We start from the raw sequence: 20,221 nt of genomic DNA on the forward strand, positions 1-20,221 counted from the left end.
TCGGGATCGATGACATGCACCGCTGCTCCGGGCGGCCCGGTTCAGCGCGGCTCCAGTGCGGCAAGAGCCGGACGCAGCACACCTTCCAGCAGCGCCCGCTCGGGCCGGATGCGGGACAGGACCCGGATGCCGAGCAGCACGCCGAGCAGCATGCGCGCGAGATCCTCCGCCGTCTGATCGGCACCGATGGCGCCGTCCTTCTGGCCCGCCGCCACGCGACGGCGGAAGAAGGCCTCGATCTCGCCGAGGGTGCGCCCTGCGGCCGCCCGCATATGGGGATCGTGCGGACCGAGCTCCACGGCGGCATTGACCACCATGCAGCCCTTCATGTCCGGATCGTTCAGCGAGCGCTCCATCACCTCGTCGAAGAAGGCGCCGATGGCCACGCGCGGGGCGATGGCGGGATCCTCCAGGCGCCGGATGCGGTCGGCCACGCTCTCGTCCACGTAGCGCTGGAGCGCGCGTTCATAGAGCGCGTGCTTGTCGCCGAAGGCATTGTAGAGGCTGGCGCCTGTCAGCCCCATGCTGGACGCGAGGTCGCGCACGGAGGTGGCCTCATAGCCGCGCGTCCAGAAGCAGTGGATCGCCGCGTCCAGAACCTCGTTTTCGTCGAACGCCCTTGGCCGTGCCATGTCTCACGTGGTCTTTCTTCGTTGGGGTATGCGGGCGAGGCTAGAGCGTTAACGCGCTTTCTTCACGCGAACCGGTATCCACTTCGCTCGAAAACGCTCTAGCGCCAGCCCGCCTTGTCGTCACCCGGCGCGGCGCGCGGTCTGGCCGAAGAGGATCTTCTTGCCTTCCTCGGTCACCGCCGGACGGCTGGAATAGGGCTCGCCCCTGGCATAGGCGGCAACGGTCGCCGGCCGCGCCGCTACCGCCTCGAACCAGTGCTTGAGATGGGGGAAATCGGCGAGATCCTGGCCCTGGCGCTGGTGGGGCACGATCCAGGGATAGATGGCCATGTCGGCGATGGAATAGTCCGCGCCCGCCACATATGCCGCCCCGATCTCGGCGTTCGCGCCCAGCCGGCGGTTGAGCACGCCATAGAGCCGGTTCGTCTCCTTCACGTAGCGCTCGATGGCATATGGAATCTTTTCCGGCGCATACTGGCTGAAATGGTGGTTCTGCCCGGCCATGGGGCCCAGCCCGCCCATCTGCCAGAACAGCCATTGGGTGACGCTGGTGCGGCCGCGCAGGTCGGAAGGGATGAAGCGCCCCGTCTTCTCGGCGAGATAGAGCAGAATGGCACCGGATTCGAACACCGAGATCGGGCCGCCCCTATCGGTCGGGGCATGATCTACGATGGCCGGCATGCGGTTGTTGGGTGCGATCGCAAGAAAGTCCGGCTTGAACTGGTCTCCGGCGCTGATATCCACCGGGACGATCCGATAATCGAGCCCGGCTTCTTCCAGGAAGAGCGTGATCTTGTGGCCGTTGGGTGTCGGCCAATAATAAAGATCTATCATTCTCAGAGCCTTTGATGCGCTGGACGCCACCCGGATCCGCCGGCGTCACATAAAATTCGCGGATGGGATCTTGCGGCTCCCACGTTGCCGTGCATTCTATATCAGTCGATCTAAAATGCAAATGCGCTCCGTCCGGAAGGCTCGGGCCGCCCTGGCAAAGGTTATCCCTTGATCCGCTTCTATTTCCATCCCACGCCCAATCCCGCCAAGGTCGCCCTGTTCCTGGAGGAGGCGGGCCTGCCCTACGAGGTGGTGCCCGTCGATACGGCGAAGGGCGAGCAGCACCTGCCGGCGTTCCGCGCCATCAATCCCAACGGCAAGGTGCCGGCCATCGTCGACACCGAAGGGCCCGGCGGCCGCGAGACGCGGGTGTTCGATTCCACCGCCATCCTGCTCTATCTCGCCGAGAAGACGGGGCAGTTCCTGGGCACGCCTCAGGACCGGCCGGAGCTTCTGTCCTGGCTGCTCTTCCTTGCCAGCGGGCTCGGCCCGTTCTCGGGGCAGGCGGTGCATTTCCAGCATGCGGCGCCGCAGGGCCTCGACTATGCCGTCAACCGCTACCGTCGGGAAGTGGAGCGGCACTACAAGGTGCTCGACGACCATCTTGCCACCCGCCGCTTCATCGTGGGCGAAACCTACACCATCGCTGACATGTCGGCCTGGGGCTGGCTCGACCGCGCCGCGCGGGTGTTGAAGGTGGAGAGCGATCCCCTGTCCGGCTTCCCCAACCTGAAGCGCTGGTTCGCGGAGATCGACGGCCGCGCGGCGATGGCGCGTGCCCGCGCGGTGGGCACGGACCACAGCTTCAAGGCTTCCGGCGACGAGGAAAGCCGCCGCGCCCTTTTCCCCTCCAACTATCCGCCCGCGGCGGCGGAGTGAGCCGGCCGGCGCTGGTGGTCTCTTGAAGGAAGAAGCCATGAAGATTGAAGGAAAGCGGGTCCTCGTCACCGGGGGCTCGAGCGGCATCGGCCGCGCCATTACCGCCGCCCTTCTTGGAAAGGGTGCACGTGTGGTCATCAGCGGTCGCAGGCAGGATGCTCTCGACGCCGCGGTGGCCGAACTCAAAGCCAAGGGCGACGTCCATGGCGTCTGCGGCGACGTGACCGAGACGGCCGGGCGGGTGGCGACGCTCGATGGCGCGCTGGCGCACCTGGGTGGGCTCGATATCCTCGTCAACAATGCGGGTGGCGTGCGCGCTGGCCGTCTGGAGGAAACGAGCGAGGCCGAAATCCGTGCCATGGTGGAGGTGGACCTTGTCGCCCCCATCCTCCTCACCCGCGCTGCCCTGCCGGCGCTCCGGGCCAGCGGCGAGGGGCTGATCGCCGACATCACCTCAGCCATCGCGCTCATCGGCATGCCATTCTACGCCACCTATGCCGCCACCAAGGCAGGTCTTGCACGCTTCGACGAGGCGCTTCGGAGGGAACTGGTGGGTGAGGGCGTGGGTGTGCTGACCATCTATCCCGGTGCGACGGATACCCCGATGATGCGCACCAGCCGGGCCGGCGCCGAGGTGGGGTTCACCAAGGAGCCGGCGGAGGCGGTTGCGGACGCGGTCGTCGTCGCCATCGAAGGGGATGGGTTCGAGGTGGTGCGGGGTGGCGAGGCTCGGGCACAGATGATCGCCCTTAATCGCACCGATCCCATCGCCCTCGACCGACGCTTCGCCGATCTCAAGCCGGCGCTGGCCGAGGCAGTGCGCGACCACTCGGCGCTATAGTGGGTGGCGGTTACTGTTCGCATCGGGAAACGCCAAAGGACGAGATCTTGAAAAGAGTGGCGCCGATTGGCGTCGCCTGGACGGCTCCCTCCAAAAGCGGTCCTTCGGAGTAAAAAGCACAAGGGGCGGCTTGGAGCCCTCGGCTCGTCGCGGATTGCCGACCAGGACAATTCGCATTTGCGAATGGATCGCGTGCTGGTGCAAAATAAGATATGCTTTCTTCCGCGCCACAGCCCGGCCCCCCATCCGATACACGCGCTCCCCCGCGTAGCTTTCTTGGCAGAGACGGGCGCACGCTCCTGCTCTGGTGCTGGCAGGGGATGGGCGGGGCGCTGGCGGTCGCGGCCATGGAGGTCGCGGCCTATTTCGGCGAGACGCCTCTGGCACTCATTCCGTTCGCCACTTCCATCGTCCTGGTCCTGGGCATGCCTGAGGCGGAGGCGGCCCAGCCCCGGGCGCTGGTGGGCGGCCATCTGGTCTCGACGCTGGTGGGCCTGGCCATACTCGCCGTTTTCGGGCGCTCTGAGCCGGCCGCGGCGGCGGCGGTGGGGCTGGCCATGGTCGCCATGCGGGCCAGCGGCACCATGCATCCACCGGCGGCCATCAATCCCATCATCGTGGTGATGGAGGCTATGAAGCCCGGCTTCCTGCTGATTCCAGTGGGCCTCGGCGCCGTGCTTCTGTCGCTCTATGCGTTCGGCTGGCACAATATGGCCCGGCGGGGAAGCTGGCCGTCCCGCTGGTGGTAGGCCCGGAGCGGTAACCACGGTCAAGGGCTCTAGCCATCATCCTGGCTGCCGGGGCCGCCAATACGAACAGCCGCCGCCCGCCGTGAGCTTTCGGATGAGCGCATGTCATGAGTAGCCCTCAGCCTGTGGGCTTGCCTTGCACGATTGTGCGATGGTCTCAGACAAACTGCTGGAGGCCGTGGCCAACGGACCAATTTTCCTTCGCGGCATCGGAGATGACCACGAACACGTTTTCCGGCCGGATGCCCGGGTTCTCGCCGAGCAGCTCCGCAATACGCCTGAACAGCGCTTTCTTCTGCTCCGCTGTGCGGGTATTGAAGACAGTGATCCCGATATAGACGAGATCGTCGCTCCTCATGACACCGAAGGCCGCACCGTAGCGGAAGTTCGCGGCGTCATGCTCGCTGATAGTCATGAACTGGTCGTCTTCGGGCACGCCAAGCGTCTCGCGCAGAGCGCGGTAGAGGCTGTCGAAAATAGCCTGCCGGTACGCTGCGGGCTTTCCGGCGCGCATTGAGATGTGAATGAGCGGCATCGCGAATCCTTTGGTTCTGTGACCCGTTTCAAGGTTAGACGCCGTCCTATCATTTTGATATACTATGAATAATAATATGAATGATAATGATTGGAAATGATTGAGCGCCCCCTCGACCTGGACGCCGTCCGGGCTTTTATCTGCATCGCGGAGCTTGGCAGCTTCACCCGCGCGGCCGAAGCGATGCGGACGACGCAGGCTGCGATCAGTCTGAAGCTGAAGCGGCTTGAAGAGCGGGTGGGCTGCCGGCTCGTCGAGCGGACGCCTCGTTATGTGCAGCTTTCGGCGCGGGGCGATGCCTTCCTGGAACATGCCCGCGCGCTGCTGGAAGCGCACGACCGCGCGCTCGCCCTCTTTGTCCAAACCCGGGAACGCCTCACCATCGGCATCAGCGACCATGTGGCGGGGCCTGAGCTTCCCGCCTTGATCGCGCGCATGAATGCGCAAGACCCGCAGCTGTTGATCGAAATCCGTATCGGATCATCGGGCGATCTGCTTCAAAGCTTCGACCGGCGCGAACTCGACACGGTGATCGTCCGCCTGCATGCCGGGCGGAGCGACGGGGAGATGCTCACGGAAGAAAAGTTCGGCTGGTTCGCGTCACCAGGCTGGCAGCACCGCGCGGGCGAGCCCCTGCCGCTGGCCACGATGGCCGAGCCGTGCGGCGTGCGTGCGATGGCGGGGCAGCTCCTCGATGCGGCGGGCGTGCCCTGGACGGAAATTTTCGTCGGCGGGGGCGTCACGGCGGTCGCGGCCGCCGTCATGGCCGGGCTCGGTGTTGCTGCGTTGGCTCCGCGCATGCTGCCCTTCGGCGCCGTCGAAGTCGGCCGCAGGCTCGGCCTTCCGGACCTTCCGCGCTTGCCGGTGCTGCTTCACACGAGGATCAGGGACGGCCGACCCCGCGATGCGCTCGCCGCGCTTTCGGCCGCCTTCAGGAGTGCAGTGCGAGGCTAGTGGTTCGACCGCGACAGATGGAACCCATCTGTCGCGAGCAGGTCGAACCACAACTCTTTGATCCACTAGGCACGGGATTTCCAGCCAAAATGCGCACAGGCGTCTCGGCACCCGCATCCAATATGGGCATGGGGACGTTAACCGTCCTCATGCGGCCAGAGCCTTGTTTTCGCAATGTTCCGCATTCTGATCGCCGGCGGCCCTCCGGAGGGGGCATCCACCCCATCAGTTCACGACGTCGGGCGCAGGTCGCGCCCTCCTGCCACGTAACAAACAGGCGCGTTCGGCGATCAGCTCTCTTCACCGTTGAAGAAAAAGTGTCAGTACGTGCCCGCGGTGCGTCGGGCTTTGCGTATCGGCGTTCGGCTGGCCACGTGCGTCGAGGCGTTCTCCGCCTCAAGGGCTTCCCGCGCCGCGCGCAGCCGCGCACTGTTCTCGCGAACAGCCTCGAAATCGTTTCTGTAGCGTTCCATGGCGCGGGCGATGGATTCCTCCAACTGGCGCGTACGCTCAGTGCTGGAGAGCCGGTTCTCGTGAGTCATAATTCGTTCCATGATTTATAATAGCATAACTACCGCAAGAGTATGAGAACTTGTTTATCGTTGACGCAGCGCCGCCGCAAAAGCAAAAAACTCCGCCTCATCGAGGCGGAGCCTTCCGCAGTCGCCGTCACGCGCATCCAATGCCATCGCCAGTACATCCGTGGCTGATGGCGTAAGATGGTCACGCGGCCTGAAGATTTCCGGCAGAGTTCTTTCCGGACTTGTTGTCACGGACGATCTCGAACTGAAGCTTCTGTCCCTCGGTGAGAGACTGCATGCCGGCGCGCTCGACGGCGGAGATGTGCACAAACACATCCGTTCCGCCATCGTCGGGCTGAATGAAGCCGAAGCCTTTGGTGGCGTTGAACCACTTCACGGTGCCGATATTCATGACGATTTCCTTTCAATCGTGCAGAGGGGACTCGCCTGATGGATCAGGCAAGACAAGAGCTGGATATTGAAGGGAGTTATCGTCAGGCGCTCTGCGAGCGTCAGAAAATCAGCCGTCAAAATCAGACAAATACAAGATAGGGCGCGATTGTGTTGTTGGCAAGGCCGGGAAAACTTTTAGTTGAGAGCGCCAACTTTCGCTCCGAGGTGGCGCAGCTCCGACTCCCGCGCCACCCGCTCGAAAGCCTCGCTCTCGCCCTTGACCCGATAGCTGGGCTCGCCGCGGTCGGGCGGCAACTCACGGATGATCCGAAATCGCCCGGACGGGGATCGGAACCCGGTGACGAATTCGACCCAGCCATTGACTTTGAATTTCGCGCTCATTTTTCTTTTTAGCACATTTTACGGTTCACGCGAACTCTATTCGGCTGGAGAACTATATTTTTTCCGGCGATCGCGCCTGACAAGCGAACAGCCTCATCTGTGCTGGAGCATGCGCCGATCAGCTTGCATTGCAAGCTGTCGGGCAACGCGTTCTCTTTCTTGAGTTTAGATGGCGATTCACCAATCAGATTGATTCAATCTGACCGGATCGCGCTCCAGTCTACGCTTGATTTTTGTCCGGAAACCCGAATATCCGTGATAAAAACCTTAAGTGTGCTGATCAGCGTTTTCTGTGGAGGCACATCATATGCCTTCGCGCTGCCTGCGTTTCTTGAGGACCTTGGGTGCCTGCTCGATAGTGTTGTCTCTGACGAGAACCTGCAAAGGAGGTCCAATCTGAAGTCGGCACGAAGCCCTGGCCACTCTGTGGCCGCTCGCTCTCACGCCGTTTCGGCCGTCACCACCTTGAAGCCGGCAAGCGTCGAGGGTCCGAAGGAGGTCACGATGGCAACGTCGGTGGCGTCGCGCCCCCGCGCCATGAGGATGCGGCCGATGCGCGGCCTGTTGTGCCGGGCGTCGAAGATGTACCAGCGGCCGCCGAGATAGGCCTCGAACCAGGCGCTGAAGTCCATGGGCGCCGGATCGGGCGGCACGCCGATGTCGCCGAGATGCCGGTGCAATAGCGGGCCGGGATGTTCATGCAGCGGCACAGCGTGATGGCGAGATGGGCAAAGTCGCGGCACACCCCCTGCCTCTGGGTGTAGGCGTCGAAGGCCGTTTTCAGAGGGCTCGCATGGGCATAGTCGAAGGCGATGTGACCGTGGACAAAATCGCAGATGGCCTGGACCAGGGGCCAGCCCTTGGGCACGTGGCCGAACATGGACCAGGCGACATTGGAGAGACGGTCCGTCTCGCAATAGCGGCTGCCCAGGAGAAACAGCAGCACGTCCACCGGCAGGTCACCGAGCGCGTGCTGGGCCGCATCCGGAGCCACGACATCCGCCAAGCCGCTGTCGCGGATGACGAAGTCCGTGTGCACGGTGAGGCGCCGGCCGGCGCCTGGATCACATGGCAGAAGTTGCCGAAGCTGTCATGATAGGTATTGGCCGCGATCAGCGGATCGAACAGGGCGCGGTCGAGGCTGGCCAGGTCGTAGATGCGGGAAGGATGCACGCTCAAGGTGAGGATCATCGGCGTCGGCTGGGGGCACTCATAGGAAATTTCGTAGCCGGCGCGGATGAGCATCCGGACCTCTGGGATTTTCGGGCATGGCCCGCGGGAACCACCCTTCCGCGCGCTTTGGGTGGCCCTGGTCTCAATGCGTCGGATCGGGCGCATCACATCGCGTGGGATCTCGGCGCGGCGGCGGGCGGCGCCGGTGGCATATCGGGGTCCTCCACCACCGCGACAGCCGGCTCGGGAACGCCTTGCTCGACCTGCTCCGGCGCGAGGATGACCTTTCGATGGGCGACAATGGACCCTCGATGTCGGGGATGCGACGGACTGGACCATTCCTGTGCATGGCGAGCGACGCGGCATCCGCCATGTCGGCATCGAGATCCGCCAGGATCTGATCGCGCGAGCGGAAGACCGTGCGGCATGAGCCGCGCGCCGCGTCGCTCTGCTGCCGGTGGCTCTCAAGGCATGCGCGGACACGAAAACGCTGGATCGGCAAGGCTCGTGAGAAGCTGGTGTCGGATCGGACGACGCCGATGGGCTGCAACGAGGGGGCTGGCACCGGCATGAGCGTGCGGAAGCAGTGACGCGTCCCGGCTTGCTTCTTGCTTTACCGATACGCTCTGGCCTTTCGAGAGCGGGGTGTCGCCCCCCGCCCCGGTGCGACAGATGTCCCCCGCCATATCGTCGGAGGCTGGCAATGTGAGACGGAAGGTCGGTCATGGACTCCTTTGGGCGCAAGCGCAGCATGTGCGAATGGAGCGACCTTGATGCCGACGACCTCGCCCTGAATGCTGCGCTCACGGATGATATCGGTCACCGCCTGTCACCCTTCCATCTCCTTTCGGTGCCGGGCATCAGCGCTCTGCAACAGCGGGCCTGTTCCGAGCTTTGGACCCGCGATCGCCGCTCCGTCGCGCACGATGAGCGCGCCGCGCGCGGTTTTTCCTATCCCGCCCGTAACTCGCGGAAGATCCGCCTCGGCTATCTCTCCAACGACCTTCAGGAGCATGCCACCGCCCACCTTCTCGTGGAGGTATTGGAAGCACATGCCCGCGACGATTTCGAGGTTTTTGCCTATTCCTTCGGCGCCGACGACGGGTTGCCCATGCGTCGCCGGCTCATGGCGACGTGCGACCGCTTCGTGGACATCGCCGCCATGGACGACCGGGCCGCGGCCGAGCTCATCCATGACGACGGGGTGGACATCCTCATTGATCTCAAGGGGTTCACCGCCCGGGCGCGCACCGGCATCGTCCTGCTCCGGCCGGCACCGGTCATCGTGAGCTATCTCGGCTATCCCGGCACCATGGGCGCAGGCATCTGCGACTATCTCATCACCGATCAGTTTCTGACGCCGGCGGGGAGCGCGCCCGAATATGCCGAGGCCCTGGCCTACATGCCGCACACCTATCATCCACATGGCCGCGGCACGCCGGTGGGGAAGAAACCGCGGCGCCGTGAGGCGGGGCTGCCGGATCACGGCTTCGTCTTCTGCTGCTTCAACCAGCCCTACAAGATTTCTCCGGAAATCTTCGACATCTGGTGCCGGCTGCTGGCCCTTGTACCCGACAGTGTTCTCTGGCTTCTGGATCACCCCCAGGCGGCCGGGAATCTGCGCGGCGAGGTGATCCGCCGCGGTGTGGACGCGCGCCGCCTGATCTTCGGCGCGAACCTGCCGCAGGAAGAGCATCTGGCGCGGCTCCAGCTCGCGGACCTTATGCTCGATACGGCGCCGTTCAACGCCCACACAACGGCGAGTGACGCCCTGTGGGCCGGCGTGCCTCTCGTCACCTGTCCCGGCACGACCTTCCCCTCGCGCGTGGCGGGCTCGATTCTCCACGCCGTCGGTCTTGGTGATCTCGTGGCCGACAGCCTCGATCACTATTTCGATTTGGCCTTCAGCCTCGCCATCGAGCCCGATCGCCTCGCCGCCCTCAAGGCGCGGCTTTCCGACAACCGGCTTGTGAGACCGCTCTTCGACGTCGCCGCCTACACTCTCGGGCTGGAAGAGTTATACCGCGCCATGGTCGTGCGCCACCGGGCCCGGCTCCAGCCTTCCGCTGTCGGCGCGTGCTCTTTCTTGAATTTAGAGGGCGATTCACCGATCAGATTGATTCAATCTGATCGGATCGCGCTCTAAGCGCCTTATGCCGCTCTCTGTAGAGGGCCTTGTCAGAGGCAATGGGGCGCTTGCGGCTTCTGGATGAAGGAATGCAGGGACGATGCCCCTGTTCCGACATGACCTGCTGGCGCCAGCTGCCGCCTCGCCATCCGCTACGAACGCCACGCCGACCTCCGCCCGCCTTCCTCAGCCTCGCTGCCGCTAACATGGGCCTCGGGGCCGTCAGCAGGTTTTGTCGGGTGCTCTTGACCGTTGCCGCTCAGTCCGGCACCCGAACGGCCGGCGCGTTGGCCCCTGCCACGGTCATCGCCAGCGCGGCGGCGGCCATCAGCGCCGCCGCCAGCATCACCGGCAAAGCGTGCTCCAGGCCGCCCAGCGCGCCCGAGATTACCGAGGAAATCCCCCACCCCATGGCCGCCGCCGACCCGACCATGCCCAGGATCCAGCCCTGCCGCTCCGGCGTCACACGGTCGGACAGCATGGTCACGATGGAGGGGTACGCGATGTTGACCGTGATGCCCGCGACGAGCGCCGCCGCATAGGCCTGATACAGCGAGCCGAGAACAAGGCACAGCACCATGGTCGCCGCGTTCAGCCCGAGACCGGCCACGGCGAGGCTCCTCATGCCGAAGCGCTCAGCCAGCGCCGGCTGCACCAGCCCGTTGGAGATGCAGAATCCGATGCCCATGATCGACATGAACGCGCCCACCTGGTGCAGGCTCATGTCGAGCCCGGGCGCCTCCATCAGATAGACCGAGACGAAGACGAAGAAGCTGCCCCAGGCCACCTGCATCAGCAGGAAGCCGCCGAGGATGCCCCGCACCGCCGTGTCGCCCGCCGCCTCCCGGAAGCAGCGCACGCCTTCAAAGATGGAGATGGTGGACCAGTCCACCTTGCGTCCGGGCTTCGCCTCCTCCCGGTAGCCGGTCCACAGCAGCACCAGGGCGACCAGCGTCAGCGCCGTGCACAGGTGCAGCGGCGCCGAGAACGAGATCGTCGACAGGCTCGATGCCACCACCGGCCCCAGTACGAAACCGAGGGACGAGAACAGCATGCTGTAGCTCAGCAGCCGGGGTTTGTTGCTGCCCGTATCCACCAGCGCCGCCTGCGCCGTGGGCTGGGCCGCCGCGGTGGCCCCGCCGATGAGCCGGCCGAGGAACAGCAGCGGCAGGAGATGCAGGTCGATGGCGAGCCCGGCCAGAAGATTGCCCAGCAGAACGCCTGCGCCGCACAGCAGCAGCACCGGCCGCCGGCCCCACTGGTCCGACAGGCGCCCCAGCACCGGCGCCATGTACAGCATCAGGAAGACGTAGATCGCCACCAGCAGCCCGCTGACGAAATTGCGCATGGGCAACGAGGCATCCGGCAGGAACACCAGCGTCGCCGGGTCGATCAGCAGCGGTCCGAGCAGCGGGATGATGACGGTCGCGCTGATGGAATCGACCAGGATCAGCAGGTAGAGCGCAATCATGCCGGCGTGGCGATCGGCTCGTTAAGGTGAGCCTTCAGGCTCTCCCGCATCCGGTCGGCCAAGCCGCGGATCGTCTCTTCCTTGTAGTTGACGGATGAATACTGGAACCGGATCAGCAGCTTGCCCTCATGGATGACGGCAACCAGATATAGCCAGAAATCGGCCGGGTTGTCGGCGAAGGCATGGTTCTTCAGGTACAAAAGCTCGTCTTCCGGCTTCTCGAACACCGCGCCGTGGAAGCTTTCATCCCAGGTCTCGCCGAAGAAATTGTACAGGATCTTCACCTGGTCCTGCACCGCCAGCTCCGCCCCGCGCGGATGATAGGCGCGCAGCGCGCCATGGGCGATGCCGTGCCGGGGCATGGCGTGCAACTGCCCGGCCACCGCGTTGAGGCCGCCCGACAGCACGATGGGCGTATGGGTGGTGAACCAGCCGCAGATGCGGGTGGGGTCCACCCCCTCCACCACCGGCTCGCGCCCATGGCCCACCACATGCAGCATCAGGCGATCCTGCCCCGAAGCCTCTACCAAAGCGGCGGCGACGCGCTCGTAAGGATTGTGCGGGGTCTCCTCCAGCATCACGCTCTGGAAGGTCACGATGTCCCGCTGCCGGGCGCCGGGCTCCTCGCTGTCGGGTGTGAGGGTGGGGCCCTGCTGCTCGAGCCAGTAGGGGAACTGCGCCTCCGCCTCGGGCGTGGCGGCGTAGCGGATGAGGCCTTCCACCCACGCCTTGTAGGTGCCGCCCGCCGGTGCCAGCGGCTGGCCCAGATAGGCCCGTTGCAGGTCCGTCACCACCGCACCCCAGGAGAGGCCGTCGGTCACCAGATGGTGGCAGATGAGCACGAGGCGCTGGCCCTGTTCGGTGGTGAACAGGGCGGCGCGCATGATCGGCCCCTGCGCGATGTCGATGGTCTCCTGCATCTGCGCGGCCCGCGCGGCCACATCGGCCAGCGGGATGTCGGCGCATTCCAGCGGCACCTCGATGCCGGTCTCCACATAATATTGGCGGCCGTCATGGAACCTGAGGCGCAGCGCGTCGTGGTGCGCCACCAGCTTTTGCAGGGCGTCGCGCAGCCGCTCCGGCTCCAGCGCGCAGCGGAACACGGCGGAGACGTTGAACTGCTGGGGCCGCTCGCTCGCCCAGGTGAAGTAATAGCGCTGCATGGGCGAGAGGGGCTCGTCGCCGGTGGCCTCGCTTGCATCCACCGCCCGCACCGGGGCAAGGCCCTGCACCAGCTCGGCGATGGTGGGGGTGCGCTGGAGCGCGGTGGGATCGAGCGGCAGCCCCACCTCCCGCGCCTTGATGCCGAGCTGCACCGCCAGCAGCGAGTCGCCGCCCAGTGCATAGAAATTGTCGTGGATGCCGATGGGCTCGTGCTTCAGCACCGCCTGCCAGATGTCCACCAGCGCTGCCTCGGTCTCGGTGCGCGGCGGCACATAGGGCAGTTCGCCCGGCATCTGCGCCACGTCGGGGCGGGGCAGGGCCTTGCGGTCCACCTTGCCGTTGGCCGAGAGCGGGATGCGCTCCAGCGGCACGAACACCCGCGGGATCATGTAATAGGGCAGCTTGTCCTGGAGCGCCGCGCGCATGTCCGCGGCATCCAGCGGCGTGTCGGAGACCACATAGGCCACCAGGAACTTGCCCTTGCGGTTGGGCTGGTCCTGGCCGTCCACGATGGCGGCCTTCACGCCGGGCAGGGCCTCGATGGCGCCCTCGATCTCGCCCAGCTCCACCCGGAAGCCGTTCACCTTCACCTGGAAGTCGGCCCGGCCCAGGAATTCCACCTGCCCGTCGGGGAGCCAGCGACCGAGGTCGCCGGTGTAGTAGATGCGCTCGCCGGTGGCGGGATAGGTGATGAAGGCGGCGTCGGTCTTCTCGGTGTCGTGCCAGTAGCCGCGTGCAAGACAGACGCCGCCCATGAAGATCCGCCCCGGCATGAAGGGCGGGCAGGGGTTGAGCCCGGGATCGAGCACCAGCATCTTCTGGTTGGGCATGGCCCGGCCATAGGGGATGGTGGTCCAGATCGGGTCCACCGCGCCGATGCGGTACCAGTTGGAGAAGATGGAGGTCTCGGTGGGGCCGCCGATGCTCCAGATCACCGCGCCGGGGGCGAGCGGACGCATGCGGTCCGGCAGATCGGTGGGGATCTTGTCGCCGCCCATCATGAACACACGGATGGATGGCAGCGCCTCGCCAGACTGCACCCACATGTCCACATACATGGGCACGCTCAGCCAGATGGTGGCCTGATGCTGGCGCACCAGTTCCACCCAGTGCGGCGGCTCCAGGTGCCGGTCCTCGTCCGGGATCACCACGCCGGCACCGGCGGAGAGCATGCCGAAGATGTCGTAGACCGAGAGGTCGAAGCTGAAATCCGACAGCTGCAGCGACCGGTCGCCCGGCCCGACGCCGTGCTCCGCGTTGGCGTTGCGCAGGCTGTTCATGACGCTGAAATGGGTCAGCGTCACGCCCTTCGGCTTGCCGGTGGAGCCGGAGGTGAACAGCACGTAGCAGATGTCGCCGATATCGTTGACGGACGGCAACCGGCTGTCCGGCTCGTCCGCCCACAGGGCATCGTCATCCACCGCGAGGCCGGGGCGGCCGAGGCGGTCCAGCACGCGCTGCTGGCTCAGCACGATCTCCACCTCGCCTTGCGCGTTCACGGCGTCCATGCGTTCGGGCGGCCAGGCGGCATTGATGGGCAGGTAGCCGGCGCCCGCCTTCAGGATGGCCATGCAGGCCACCGCCTGCTCCCATCCCTTCTCCATCATCACCGCGACCAGGGTATTGGGCTTCACGCCCCGCCGGCGCAGGCCGTGGGCGATGCGGTTGGTCAGGCGCTCCATTTCGCCATAGGTCACCACCCGCTCGCGCATCAGCAGCGCGGGGGCCTCCGGCTGGCGCTCGGCCCAGTCGGAGAAGGCATCGTGGATCAATTGCAGGTCGGGCCGTGGCGCGGGCGGCGGCGTCCACTCGGTCTCGATGCGCTGCACTTCCGCATCGGTGGCGAGCTTCAGCTTCGACAGGGGCGCGTCCGGCTGGGCGCTCACGGCGTCGGCGAGCAGGGAGAGGTGGGCGGCCAGCTCCTCGGCGAAGCGGCGGGTGAACTGGGCGGCCTGGTATTGCAGCCGCACGTCGAGGCGCTCGCCCTCGGCGAAGGCGAGGAACAGGAGGTCGTTCTGGCAGTCCACCGTTTCCAGCGGCAGCGGGGTGCCGAGCGCGAACGGCCACAAGGGCTTGGCCCAGGAGACGGAGACGTTGGGCAGCTGGATGCCGTCCGAGGGGCGCGCCTTGCGCAGGCCGGCGATGACCTCCTGGAACGACAGGCGGTCGTGCTCGCGGGTGGCGCGGCGCTGCTCCTGCACCTGCTGCACCAGCTGGGCGAAGGTGAGGTCCGGCGTGAAGCTCGCGGTGGCGATCAGCGTGTTCACGAACGAGCCCATGGAGCGCGCGAACGGCTTGCCGCGCAGGTCCGTGGGATAGAGCACCGCCACCATTTCCTGTTCGGTGTAGCGGTGGATCAGTGCCTGGACCAGCGCCAGCGTGGTGATGAACGGGCTAACATTCATCTGCGGCAGGCGCAGCGAGAAATAGAGGTTGCCGTCCTTCTCGCCCTGATAGCTCTCGCGCCGTGTCGGCAGGCCGGCGAGGAAATCGGACTGGGCCAGCGCCTGCGCCCAGTAGGCGCGGTCCGCCTCGTGGTCGGGGCTGTCCAGATAGGCGCGCTCGTGGGCGTCCCAGGCCGCCGGGCCGGGGCCGGGCTCGGGCACCTCCTGGCCGTGATAGCGGGCGCCGACCTCCTCCATCAGCAGCATGATGGAGCCGCCGTCGAGCACCATGTGGCTACCGTTGAGGACGAAGATGTCGCCGCACAGCACGAACCGGAACAGGGGTCCGTTCTCCACGTCGAACGGCTGGGTGATGGCCCATTCCCAGCTGTCGGAGCGCTCCAGCACACGAGCGGGGGTGTCCAGTACCACCTGGTAGGGCTTGCCCTCCACCTCGCGGATCACCGAGCGCAAGGCGGGGTGCGCCGCGATGGTCTCGCGCAGGGCCTGCTCCAGCCGGTCGGGATCCACGTCGGGGTTCAGGCGATAGACGAACGGCACGAAATAGGCCGAGCTCTCCGGTGCCCGCTTGCATTCCAGCCAGATGCGCTGGGTGACGACGGCAAGCGGGATCTGGGCCGTGGCGACGTCCATCGTGGCTTCTCGAAGCTGATGCGCAGCGCACCCACGCGCGGAGGGCGGGAGGCGGAGCGAGTGGTGGTGGGCGGCCGGATTGAGGCAGGAAAATCGGCCCCACGCAAGAGCGTTTTGCGCCGGCTCGCGCGTCGATCCGCGCCCGTCGATGGCCGGGCTGTCGCCGTTGACGGCCGGTCCGGCGGCCATGTCGTCACCGGCTGGGATGTGACCGGAAGAAGAGTGTATTATGATACCAGACGCAACCTTCCTCCCGAGCACCCGGCGGCGCAGGCTATGACCGCCGCCTGAGAATCTCCGCCGACCCCTCACCAGCGACTCCCCCTGCACGGCGGCGAGGACGCCCGACCCGCACGCAAGACGTCGCAGGTCACTGTGCAGCAGCGCCCCTATGCGCCCCGTCCCTTTTGGGCCCGAACACGCCCCGGCGGCGCGTCACACCAGCATCTGCAAGTCGCCGTCCACCGCGATGGCCTGGCCCGAAATGGTGGAGCCGAGGGGCGAGGCGAGGAAGACCGCCACGTTGGCGAGATGCTGCGGCGGGATCAGCCGCTTGAGCGAGGTGGCGGAGAGCGCCATGGCCTGGACCTCCTCCACCGGGAGGTTGCGCTCGCGGGCCTTGTTCTCGAACACGGACTGGATGCGCGGCCCGTCCACGGAGCCGGGCAGGATGGCGTTGGCGCGGATGCCGAATTCCCCGAGCTCCATGGAGAGCGACTTGATGAAGCCCACCACCCCCCATTTCGCCGCCGCATAGGGCGAGCGCAGCGGAAAGCCGAAGCGCCCCGCGGCCGAGGCGAGGCCGATGATGGAGGCGTTGGCGCTCTGCTTCAATGCCGGCACGGCGAGCCGCGTCACGTTGAAATGGCCGGTGATGTCCACCGCCAGCGTGCGGTCCCAGTCCTCGGGCGCGATCTGGTCCACCCGGCCGGTGGGGCCGGCGATGCCGGCATTGTTCACCAGCACGTCGAGGCCGCCGAGGCGGTCGAGCGCCGTGTCCATGAAGCGCGCCACGGCGGCTCGGTCGGACACGTCGCAGGTGGAGCCGGTGACGCCGGGGGCGGTCTGCGGCAATGCGGCGAGGGCGGCCTGGTCCACGTCGCACACTTCCACCCGCGCACCCTCGCGGGCGAAGGCGCGGGCCATTTCCAGGCCGATGCCGCCGGCTCCTGCGGTAATGACCACGCGGATGCCGGTGATGCCGAGGTCCATGGCGTTTCTCCCTTGATGTTCGGTGTTTTCGCGAGCCCGGAACGGGCTCAGTCCGGCAGGATGCCGCGGGACAGGATGAAATCGCCCGCGCTCCAGATGTCGGCGACGAGGGCGGTGCGGGCGGCCTCCGGGTCGCGGATTCTGAGGGCGGCGACGATGGCGGCGTGGCGGATGTGCGCCTCGCCCTGGCGCACGCGATCGGGGCCGGCGCGGAAATCGAGATTCAGCACCGGGCCGATCTGCAGCCAGAGCGCCTCGATCATCTGGAACAGGGTGGGCAGGTGGGCGGCGCGATAGAGGGCGAAATGCAGGTCCTTGTTGTGGCGCATGGCGACTGCGCCATCGGGCTCGGCCTTCTCCCGCTCGGCGGCGAACAGGCGCTCGAAATGTTCCACCTCCGCAACCTCCCCGGCGCTCGCCGCGCGCACCGCGGCGACGGTGGCGAGGCCTTCGAGGCTGCAGCGGATGAGGCGCAGTTCCTCGAAACGGGCACGCGGCATCAGCGGCACGCGCACCGCCCGGTTGGGCAGCACTTCGAGGGCATTCTCGGCCACGAGCCGCGACACCGCCTCGCGCACCGGCATGGCGCTGGTGCCGATGGCGCTCGCCAGCCCGCGCAGGGTGAAGCGCTCCCCCGGGGCGGCGCGGCCCGCCAGCAGGATCTCCTTGAGGTCGGCATAGACCTGGTCGGCCAGCGTCTGGCGCACGATGCGCCCGACGCGCGCGTCGAGCCCGGCGGTGCGGATCTCTTTCTCGCCCTCGACGCTCTCTGCCGGTGATGCCGTCTTGTGTTCCATGTTTCTCGTCTGCTATGTGTGATCACAGATAACAGATAGCCGAGGTCATCGGCAATCATCTGGCGCGGCTGGACAGGGGAAAACCCCGCCTCCGCAACGGGAGCCGGATCCAAGGGAGGAGACCCACGCCGTGAAAGACATTTCACTTCAGTCCCCTATCGCGTCCACGCCGCTGGCGCGCCGCAGCTTGCTCAAGGGCGCAGGCGCGGCCGTCCTGCTGGGTGGCGTCGGCATGCCGGCCATCGTCCGGGCGCAGGCCGACACCATCACCTTCGGCCATCTCACGCCGCTCACCGGATTCCTCGGTCCGCTCGGCGCCTATGGGCAGATGGGCGTGCAGCTCGCGGTGGAGGAGCTGAACGCCGCCGGCGGCATCAACGGCCGCAAGATCAACCTCGTGATGGAAGACAGCGTGAACCCCGCCACGGCCTCGTCCAAGGCGGAGCGCTATATCGAGCGCGACAAGGTGCCGGTGATCATCGGCGAGATTTCCTCGGCCTCGGCGCTCGCCATCTCCCAGGTCGCGGCCCGCAACAAGGTGGTGTTCGTGAACACCGGCGGCAATTCCGACGCGCTGCGCGGCAAGGACTGCAACCGCTTCATGTTCCACGTGGAAGGCGCCAACACGCAATATGTGAAGGCGGTGGGCGCGGCCATGGTCCGCGACGGCCTGGTGAAGGGCAGGAAGCTGTTCTTCCTCACCGCCGACTATGCCTTCGGCCACGATCTCTCCCGCGTCGCCAAGCGCTACATCACCGCCAATGGCGGCGAGGTGGTGGCCGACGAGCTGGTGCCCACAGACGCCACCGACTTCTCGCCCTACCTGCTGAAGGTCCGACAGGCGCGGCCGGACGTGGTGATCTCCAACCTCGCGGGCAACCAGATCACCAACTTCATCAAGCAGTATTCCGAGTTCGGCCTGAAATATCCGTTCGGCGGCTTCGGCTTCGATACGGCGGTGGCCTGGGGCGCCGGCAAGGGCACCTTCGGCGGCCTCTGGCCCATGATCTGGCACCACGACGTGCCCACGCCCCAGTCCAAGGCCTTCGTCGCCGCCTTCGTGAAGAAGTTCGGCAAGCCGCCGGAGAACCAGGCCTGGGGCGACTATGTGGCCGCCAAGTGCGTGGCCCGCGCCATGATCGAGACCAAGAGCACCGCCGCCGCGGACCTCATCGGCTATTTCGAGAAGGAGCCGGAGCTCGATATCCTCAAGGGTCGCAAGGGCTATTTCCGCGCCTGGGACCACCAGCTGATCCAGGAGATGTACACGGTGACGGCGCGCCCCGTCGCCGAGGTGAAGGACCAGTGGGACCTCATGATCCTCGGTCCCGCCGTGCCCGGCCCGGAGACCGCGCTCTCGGCCATTGCTCCGACGCCGGAAGAGAACGCCTGCACCTTCCCGGCGTGAAGGCCGAGGACTGTCTCCCTCTCCCGCCTGCGGGGGAGGGGGCCCGCGCGCAGCGCGCAATGGCGCGCCGCCATTGCGGGCGCCGCGCAGGCCGAGACGCCGCTCCCTCCAATCCTCCCCCGCAAGCGGGAGAGGGCTTTCGCCGGTCGCTGAAGACGCACCGTTCCGCCTCAGGTGGAGTAAAGACGCCATGCCCCTCGAACTCGTCTTCCTCATCGAGCAATTGCTGAACGGGCTGCTCGTGGGCGTCGCCTACCTGCTCATAGCCCTCGGCCTCTCGCTGATCTTCTCGCTGGGCGGCATCGTGAACCTCGCCCATGGCGGCTTCTATGCCATCGGCGCCTATATCGGGGTGCAGATCGGCAACCGCTTCGGCTTCCCGGCGGCCTTCGTGGCGGCGCCCCTGTCGGTGGCGGTGATCGGCATGGTCATCGAGCGCCTGCTGTTCTCGCGCTTCTACCGGGCCGACCCGATCCTCTCGCTGTTGCTCACCTTCGGCCTCGCCATGGTGATCGAGCAGGCCCTGCGCATGGTCTTCGGGGCGACGCCCATCCCCTTCGCCATCCCCGAATTCCTGAAGGGCCAGGTGTTCGTCGGTGACTTCATCTATTCGCGCTACCGCATCGCCATCCTCGCCGTCGCCGCCGCCGCGGTGCTCGGCCTGTGGCTGCTGCTCCAGCGCACCGCATTCGGCCGGGTGGTGCGGGCCGGCGTGCAGAACCCGGACATGGTGGGCGCGCTGGGCATCTCGCTCCGGCCCTACCTGACGGCGGTGGCGGCGCTCGGCATCGGCCTTGCGGGGCTCGCCGGCATCATGCTCGCGCCCATCTCCGGCGTGCATCCGGCCATGGGCGCGGAAATCCTCACCGCCGCCTTCGTGGTGGTGGTCATCGGCGGGCTCGGCTCGTTCTGGGGCGTGGTGCTGGCGGGGCTGCTGGTGGGCCTCGTGCGCGGGCTCACAGTGTACTTCATCCCGCCGGCGGCCGAGGCCTCCATGTATCTGCTGATGCTGACGGTGCTGCTCCTGAGGCCGCGCGGCCTCTTCGGCGAGCGCATCCTCCGGTTCGAGTGAGGCGGCCATGCTCCAGTC

General features: G+C 66.4%; 17 protein-coding genes and 2 pseudogenes. 7 read left to right on the forward strand and 12 right to left on the reverse strand.

The genetic code is table 11. The features are described 5' to 3' along the window. Nucleotides 1-41 precede the first annotated feature (41 nt). Together K9U40_RS04195 and K9U40_RS04200 are read right to left on the reverse strand one after the other, a co-directional pair. Nucleotides 42-632, reverse strand: coding sequence for a TetR/AcrR family transcriptional regulator (locus K9U40_RS04195; protein ID WP_282888959.1), 591 nt, complete (start codon nucleotides 630-632; stop codon nucleotides 42-44). 120 nt (nucleotides 633-752) lie between these two features. Next, nucleotides 753-1,466, reverse strand: coding sequence for a glutathione binding-like protein (locus K9U40_RS04200; protein WP_282888960.1), 714 nt, complete (start codon nucleotides 1,464-1,466; stop codon nucleotides 753-755). A gap of 168 nt (nucleotides 1,467-1,634) precedes the next feature. On the opposite strand from K9U40_RS04200, the gene K9U40_RS04205 reads away from it, so the two are divergent. The 3 genes from K9U40_RS04205 to K9U40_RS04215 all read left to right on the forward strand — a co-directional run bounded on the left by K9U40_RS04205 (nucleotide 1,635) and on the right by K9U40_RS04215 (nucleotide 3,935). Next, nucleotides 1,635-2,345 (forward strand): glutathione S-transferase family protein, encoded by a 711-nt coding sequence (locus K9U40_RS04205; RefSeq protein ID WP_282888961.1) that lies wholly within the window; start codon nucleotides 1,635-1,637, stop codon nucleotides 2,343-2,345. A 37-nt stretch (nucleotides 2,346-2,382) separates the two neighbouring features. Then, complete coding sequence (locus K9U40_RS04210) at nucleotides 2,383-3,186, forward strand: SDR family NAD(P)-dependent oxidoreductase (RefSeq protein ID WP_349239408.1); 804 nt, start codon at nucleotides 2,383-2,385, stop codon at nucleotides 3,184-3,186. Nucleotides 3,187-3,398: 212 nt separating this feature from the next. Then, entirely contained in the window at nucleotides 3,399-3,935 is a 537-nt protein-coding gene (locus K9U40_RS04215; protein WP_432715901.1) for an HPP family protein, read from the forward strand. Nucleotides 3,936-4,092: 157 nt separating this feature from the next. Here K9U40_RS04215 and K9U40_RS04220 read toward each other — a convergent pair whose 3' ends face one another. After that, entirely contained in the window at nucleotides 4,093-4,470 is a 378-nt protein-coding gene (locus tag K9U40_RS04220) for a tautomerase family protein (protein WP_282888963.1), read from the reverse strand. A gap of 96 nt (nucleotides 4,471-4,566) precedes the next feature. On the opposite strand from K9U40_RS04220, the gene K9U40_RS04225 reads away from it, so the two are divergent. Next, on the forward strand, nucleotides 4,567-5,424 hold the full coding sequence (locus K9U40_RS04225; protein WP_282888964.1) for a LysR family transcriptional regulator: 858 nt from the start codon (nucleotides 4,567-4,569) through the stop codon (nucleotides 5,422-5,424). A gap of 320 nt (nucleotides 5,425-5,744) precedes the next feature. Here the strand turns inward: K9U40_RS04225 and K9U40_RS04230 are convergent, their stop codons facing one another. From K9U40_RS04230 to K9U40_RS04250, 5 genes and pseudogenes are all read right to left on the reverse strand, one after another. Next, nucleotides 5,745-5,966 carry a hypothetical protein gene (locus tag K9U40_RS04230; RefSeq protein ID WP_282888965.1) on the reverse strand — a complete coding sequence of 74 codons (222 nt, stop codon included), beginning with the start codon at nucleotides 5,964-5,966 and terminating at the stop codon, nucleotides 5,745-5,747. Nucleotides 5,967-6,147: 181 nt separating this feature from the next. Continuing rightward, nucleotides 6,148-6,357, reverse strand: coding sequence for a cold-shock protein (locus K9U40_RS04235; RefSeq protein ID WP_282888966.1), 210 nt, complete (start codon nucleotides 6,355-6,357; stop codon nucleotides 6,148-6,150). Between the two features lie 176 nt (nucleotides 6,358-6,533). Continuing rightward, nucleotides 6,534-6,740, reverse strand: coding sequence for a hypothetical protein (locus tag K9U40_RS04240; protein ID WP_282888967.1), 207 nt, complete (start codon nucleotides 6,738-6,740; stop codon nucleotides 6,534-6,536). A 306-nt stretch (nucleotides 6,741-7,046) separates the two neighbouring features. After that, a pseudogene (locus tag K9U40_RS04245) lies at nucleotides 7,047-7,124 on the reverse strand (30S ribosomal protein S21); the annotation flags it as partial. Between the two features lie 56 nt (nucleotides 7,125-7,180). After that, nucleotides 7,181-7,985 (reverse strand): annotated as a pseudogene (locus K9U40_RS04250) (transglutaminase-like domain-containing protein). A 679-nt stretch (nucleotides 7,986-8,664) separates the two neighbouring features. On the opposite strand from K9U40_RS04250, the gene K9U40_RS04260 reads away from it, so the two are divergent. Beyond that, entirely contained in the window at nucleotides 8,665-10,059 is a 1,395-nt protein-coding gene (locus tag K9U40_RS04260; protein ID WP_282888981.1) for a UDP-N-acetylglucosamine-peptide N-acetylglucosaminyltransferase, read from the forward strand. A gap of 241 nt (nucleotides 10,060-10,300) precedes the next feature. Here K9U40_RS04260 and K9U40_RS04265 read toward each other — a convergent pair whose 3' ends face one another. The 4 genes from K9U40_RS04265 to K9U40_RS04280 all read right to left on the reverse strand — a co-directional run bounded on the left by K9U40_RS04265 (nucleotide 10,301) and on the right by K9U40_RS04280 (nucleotide 17,723). Further along, the gene (locus K9U40_RS04265) at nucleotides 10,301-11,512 is read right to left on the reverse strand and encodes an MFS transporter (protein WP_282888968.1); all 1,212 of its coding nucleotides are present in this window, start codon (nucleotides 11,510-11,512) and stop codon (nucleotides 10,301-10,303) included. After that, complete coding sequence (locus K9U40_RS04270) at nucleotides 11,509-15,714, reverse strand: amino acid adenylation domain-containing protein (protein WP_282888969.1); 4,206 nt, start codon at nucleotides 15,712-15,714, stop codon at nucleotides 11,509-11,511. Before K9U40_RS04270 ends, K9U40_RS04265 begins: the two co-directional genes overlap by 4 nt. 435 nt (nucleotides 15,715-16,149) lie before the next feature. Further along, entirely contained in the window at nucleotides 16,150-16,926 is a 777-nt protein-coding gene (locus tag K9U40_RS04275) for an SDR family oxidoreductase (protein ID WP_282888970.1), read from the reverse strand. 47 nt (nucleotides 16,927-16,973) lie between these two features. Next, a complete protein-coding gene (locus K9U40_RS04280) occupies nucleotides 16,974-17,723 on the reverse strand; it encodes a GntR family transcriptional regulator (protein ID WP_282888971.1) in 750 nt (249 codons plus the stop codon). A 130-nt stretch (nucleotides 17,724-17,853) separates the two neighbouring features. On the opposite strand from K9U40_RS04280, the gene K9U40_RS04285 reads away from it, so the two are divergent. Beyond that, nucleotides 17,854-19,131, forward strand: coding sequence for an ABC transporter substrate-binding protein (locus tag K9U40_RS04285; RefSeq protein WP_282888972.1), 1,278 nt, complete (start codon nucleotides 17,854-17,856; stop codon nucleotides 19,129-19,131). A gap of 190 nt (nucleotides 19,132-19,321) precedes the next feature. After that, nucleotides 19,322-20,203: a branched-chain amino acid ABC transporter permease gene (locus K9U40_RS04290; RefSeq protein WP_282888973.1), complete on the forward strand. Its 882-nt coding sequence runs from the start codon at nucleotides 19,322-19,324 to the stop codon at nucleotides 20,201-20,203. Nucleotides 20,204-20,221 lie beyond the last annotated feature (18 nt).

The sequence above is a fragment of the Xanthobacter autotrophicus genome, from assembly GCF_030015065.1.
In the GTDB taxonomy this organism is placed as follows: Bacteria; Pseudomonadota; Alphaproteobacteria; order Rhizobiales; family Xanthobacteraceae; genus Xanthobacter; species Xanthobacter autotrophicus_D.

Coding starts and splice junctions, on each gene's coding strand:
- K9U40_RS04225 (WP_282888964.1), top strand. CDS start 4,567: ATGATTGAGCGCCCCCTCGACCTGGACGCCGTCCGGGCTTTTATCTGC.
- K9U40_RS04200 (WP_282888960.1), bottom strand. CDS start 1,466: ATGATAGATCTTTATTATTGGCCGACACCCAACGGCCACAAGATCACG.
- K9U40_RS04235 (WP_282888966.1), bottom strand. CDS start 6,357: ATGAATATCGGCACCGTGAAGTGGTTCAACGCCACCAAAGGCTTCGGC.
- K9U40_RS04195 (WP_282888959.1), bottom strand. CDS start 632: ATGGCACGGCCAAGGGCGTTCGACGAAAACGAGGTTCTGGACGCGGCG.
- K9U40_RS04240 (WP_282888967.1), bottom strand. CDS start 6,740: ATGAGCGCGAAATTCAAAGTCAATGGCTGGGTCGAATTCGTCACCGGG.
- K9U40_RS04290 (WP_282888973.1), top strand. CDS start 19,322: ATGCCCCTCGAACTCGTCTTCCTCATCGAGCAATTGCTGAACGGGCTG.
- K9U40_RS04275 (WP_282888970.1), bottom strand. CDS start 16,926: ATGGACCTCGGCATCACCGGCATCCGCGTGGTCATTACCGCAGGAGCC.
- K9U40_RS04270 (WP_282888969.1), bottom strand. CDS start 15,714: ATGGACGTCGCCACGGCCCAGATCCCGCTTGCCGTCGTCACCCAGCGC.
- K9U40_RS04230 (WP_282888965.1), bottom strand. CDS start 5,966: ATGACTCACGAGAACCGGCTCTCCAGCACTGAGCGTACGCGCCAGTTG.
- K9U40_RS04280 (WP_282888971.1), bottom strand. CDS start 17,723: ATGGAACACAAGACGGCATCACCGGCAGAGAGCGTCGAGGGCGAGAAA.
- K9U40_RS04215 (WP_432715901.1), top strand. CDS start 3,399: ATGCTTTCTTCCGCGCCACAGCCCGGCCCCCCATCCGATACACGCGCT.
- K9U40_RS04265 (WP_282888968.1), bottom strand. CDS start 11,512: ATGATTGCGCTCTACCTGCTGATCCTGGTCGATTCCATCAGCGCGACC.
- K9U40_RS04260 (WP_282888981.1), top strand. CDS start 8,665: ATGTGCGAATGGAGCGACCTTGATGCCGACGACCTCGCCCTGAATGCT.
- K9U40_RS04210 (WP_349239408.1), top strand. CDS start 2,383: ATGAAGATTGAAGGAAAGCGGGTCCTCGTCACCGGGGGCTCGAGCGGC.
- K9U40_RS04220 (WP_282888963.1), bottom strand. CDS start 4,470: ATGCCGCTCATTCACATCTCAATGCGCGCCGGAAAGCCCGCAGCGTAC.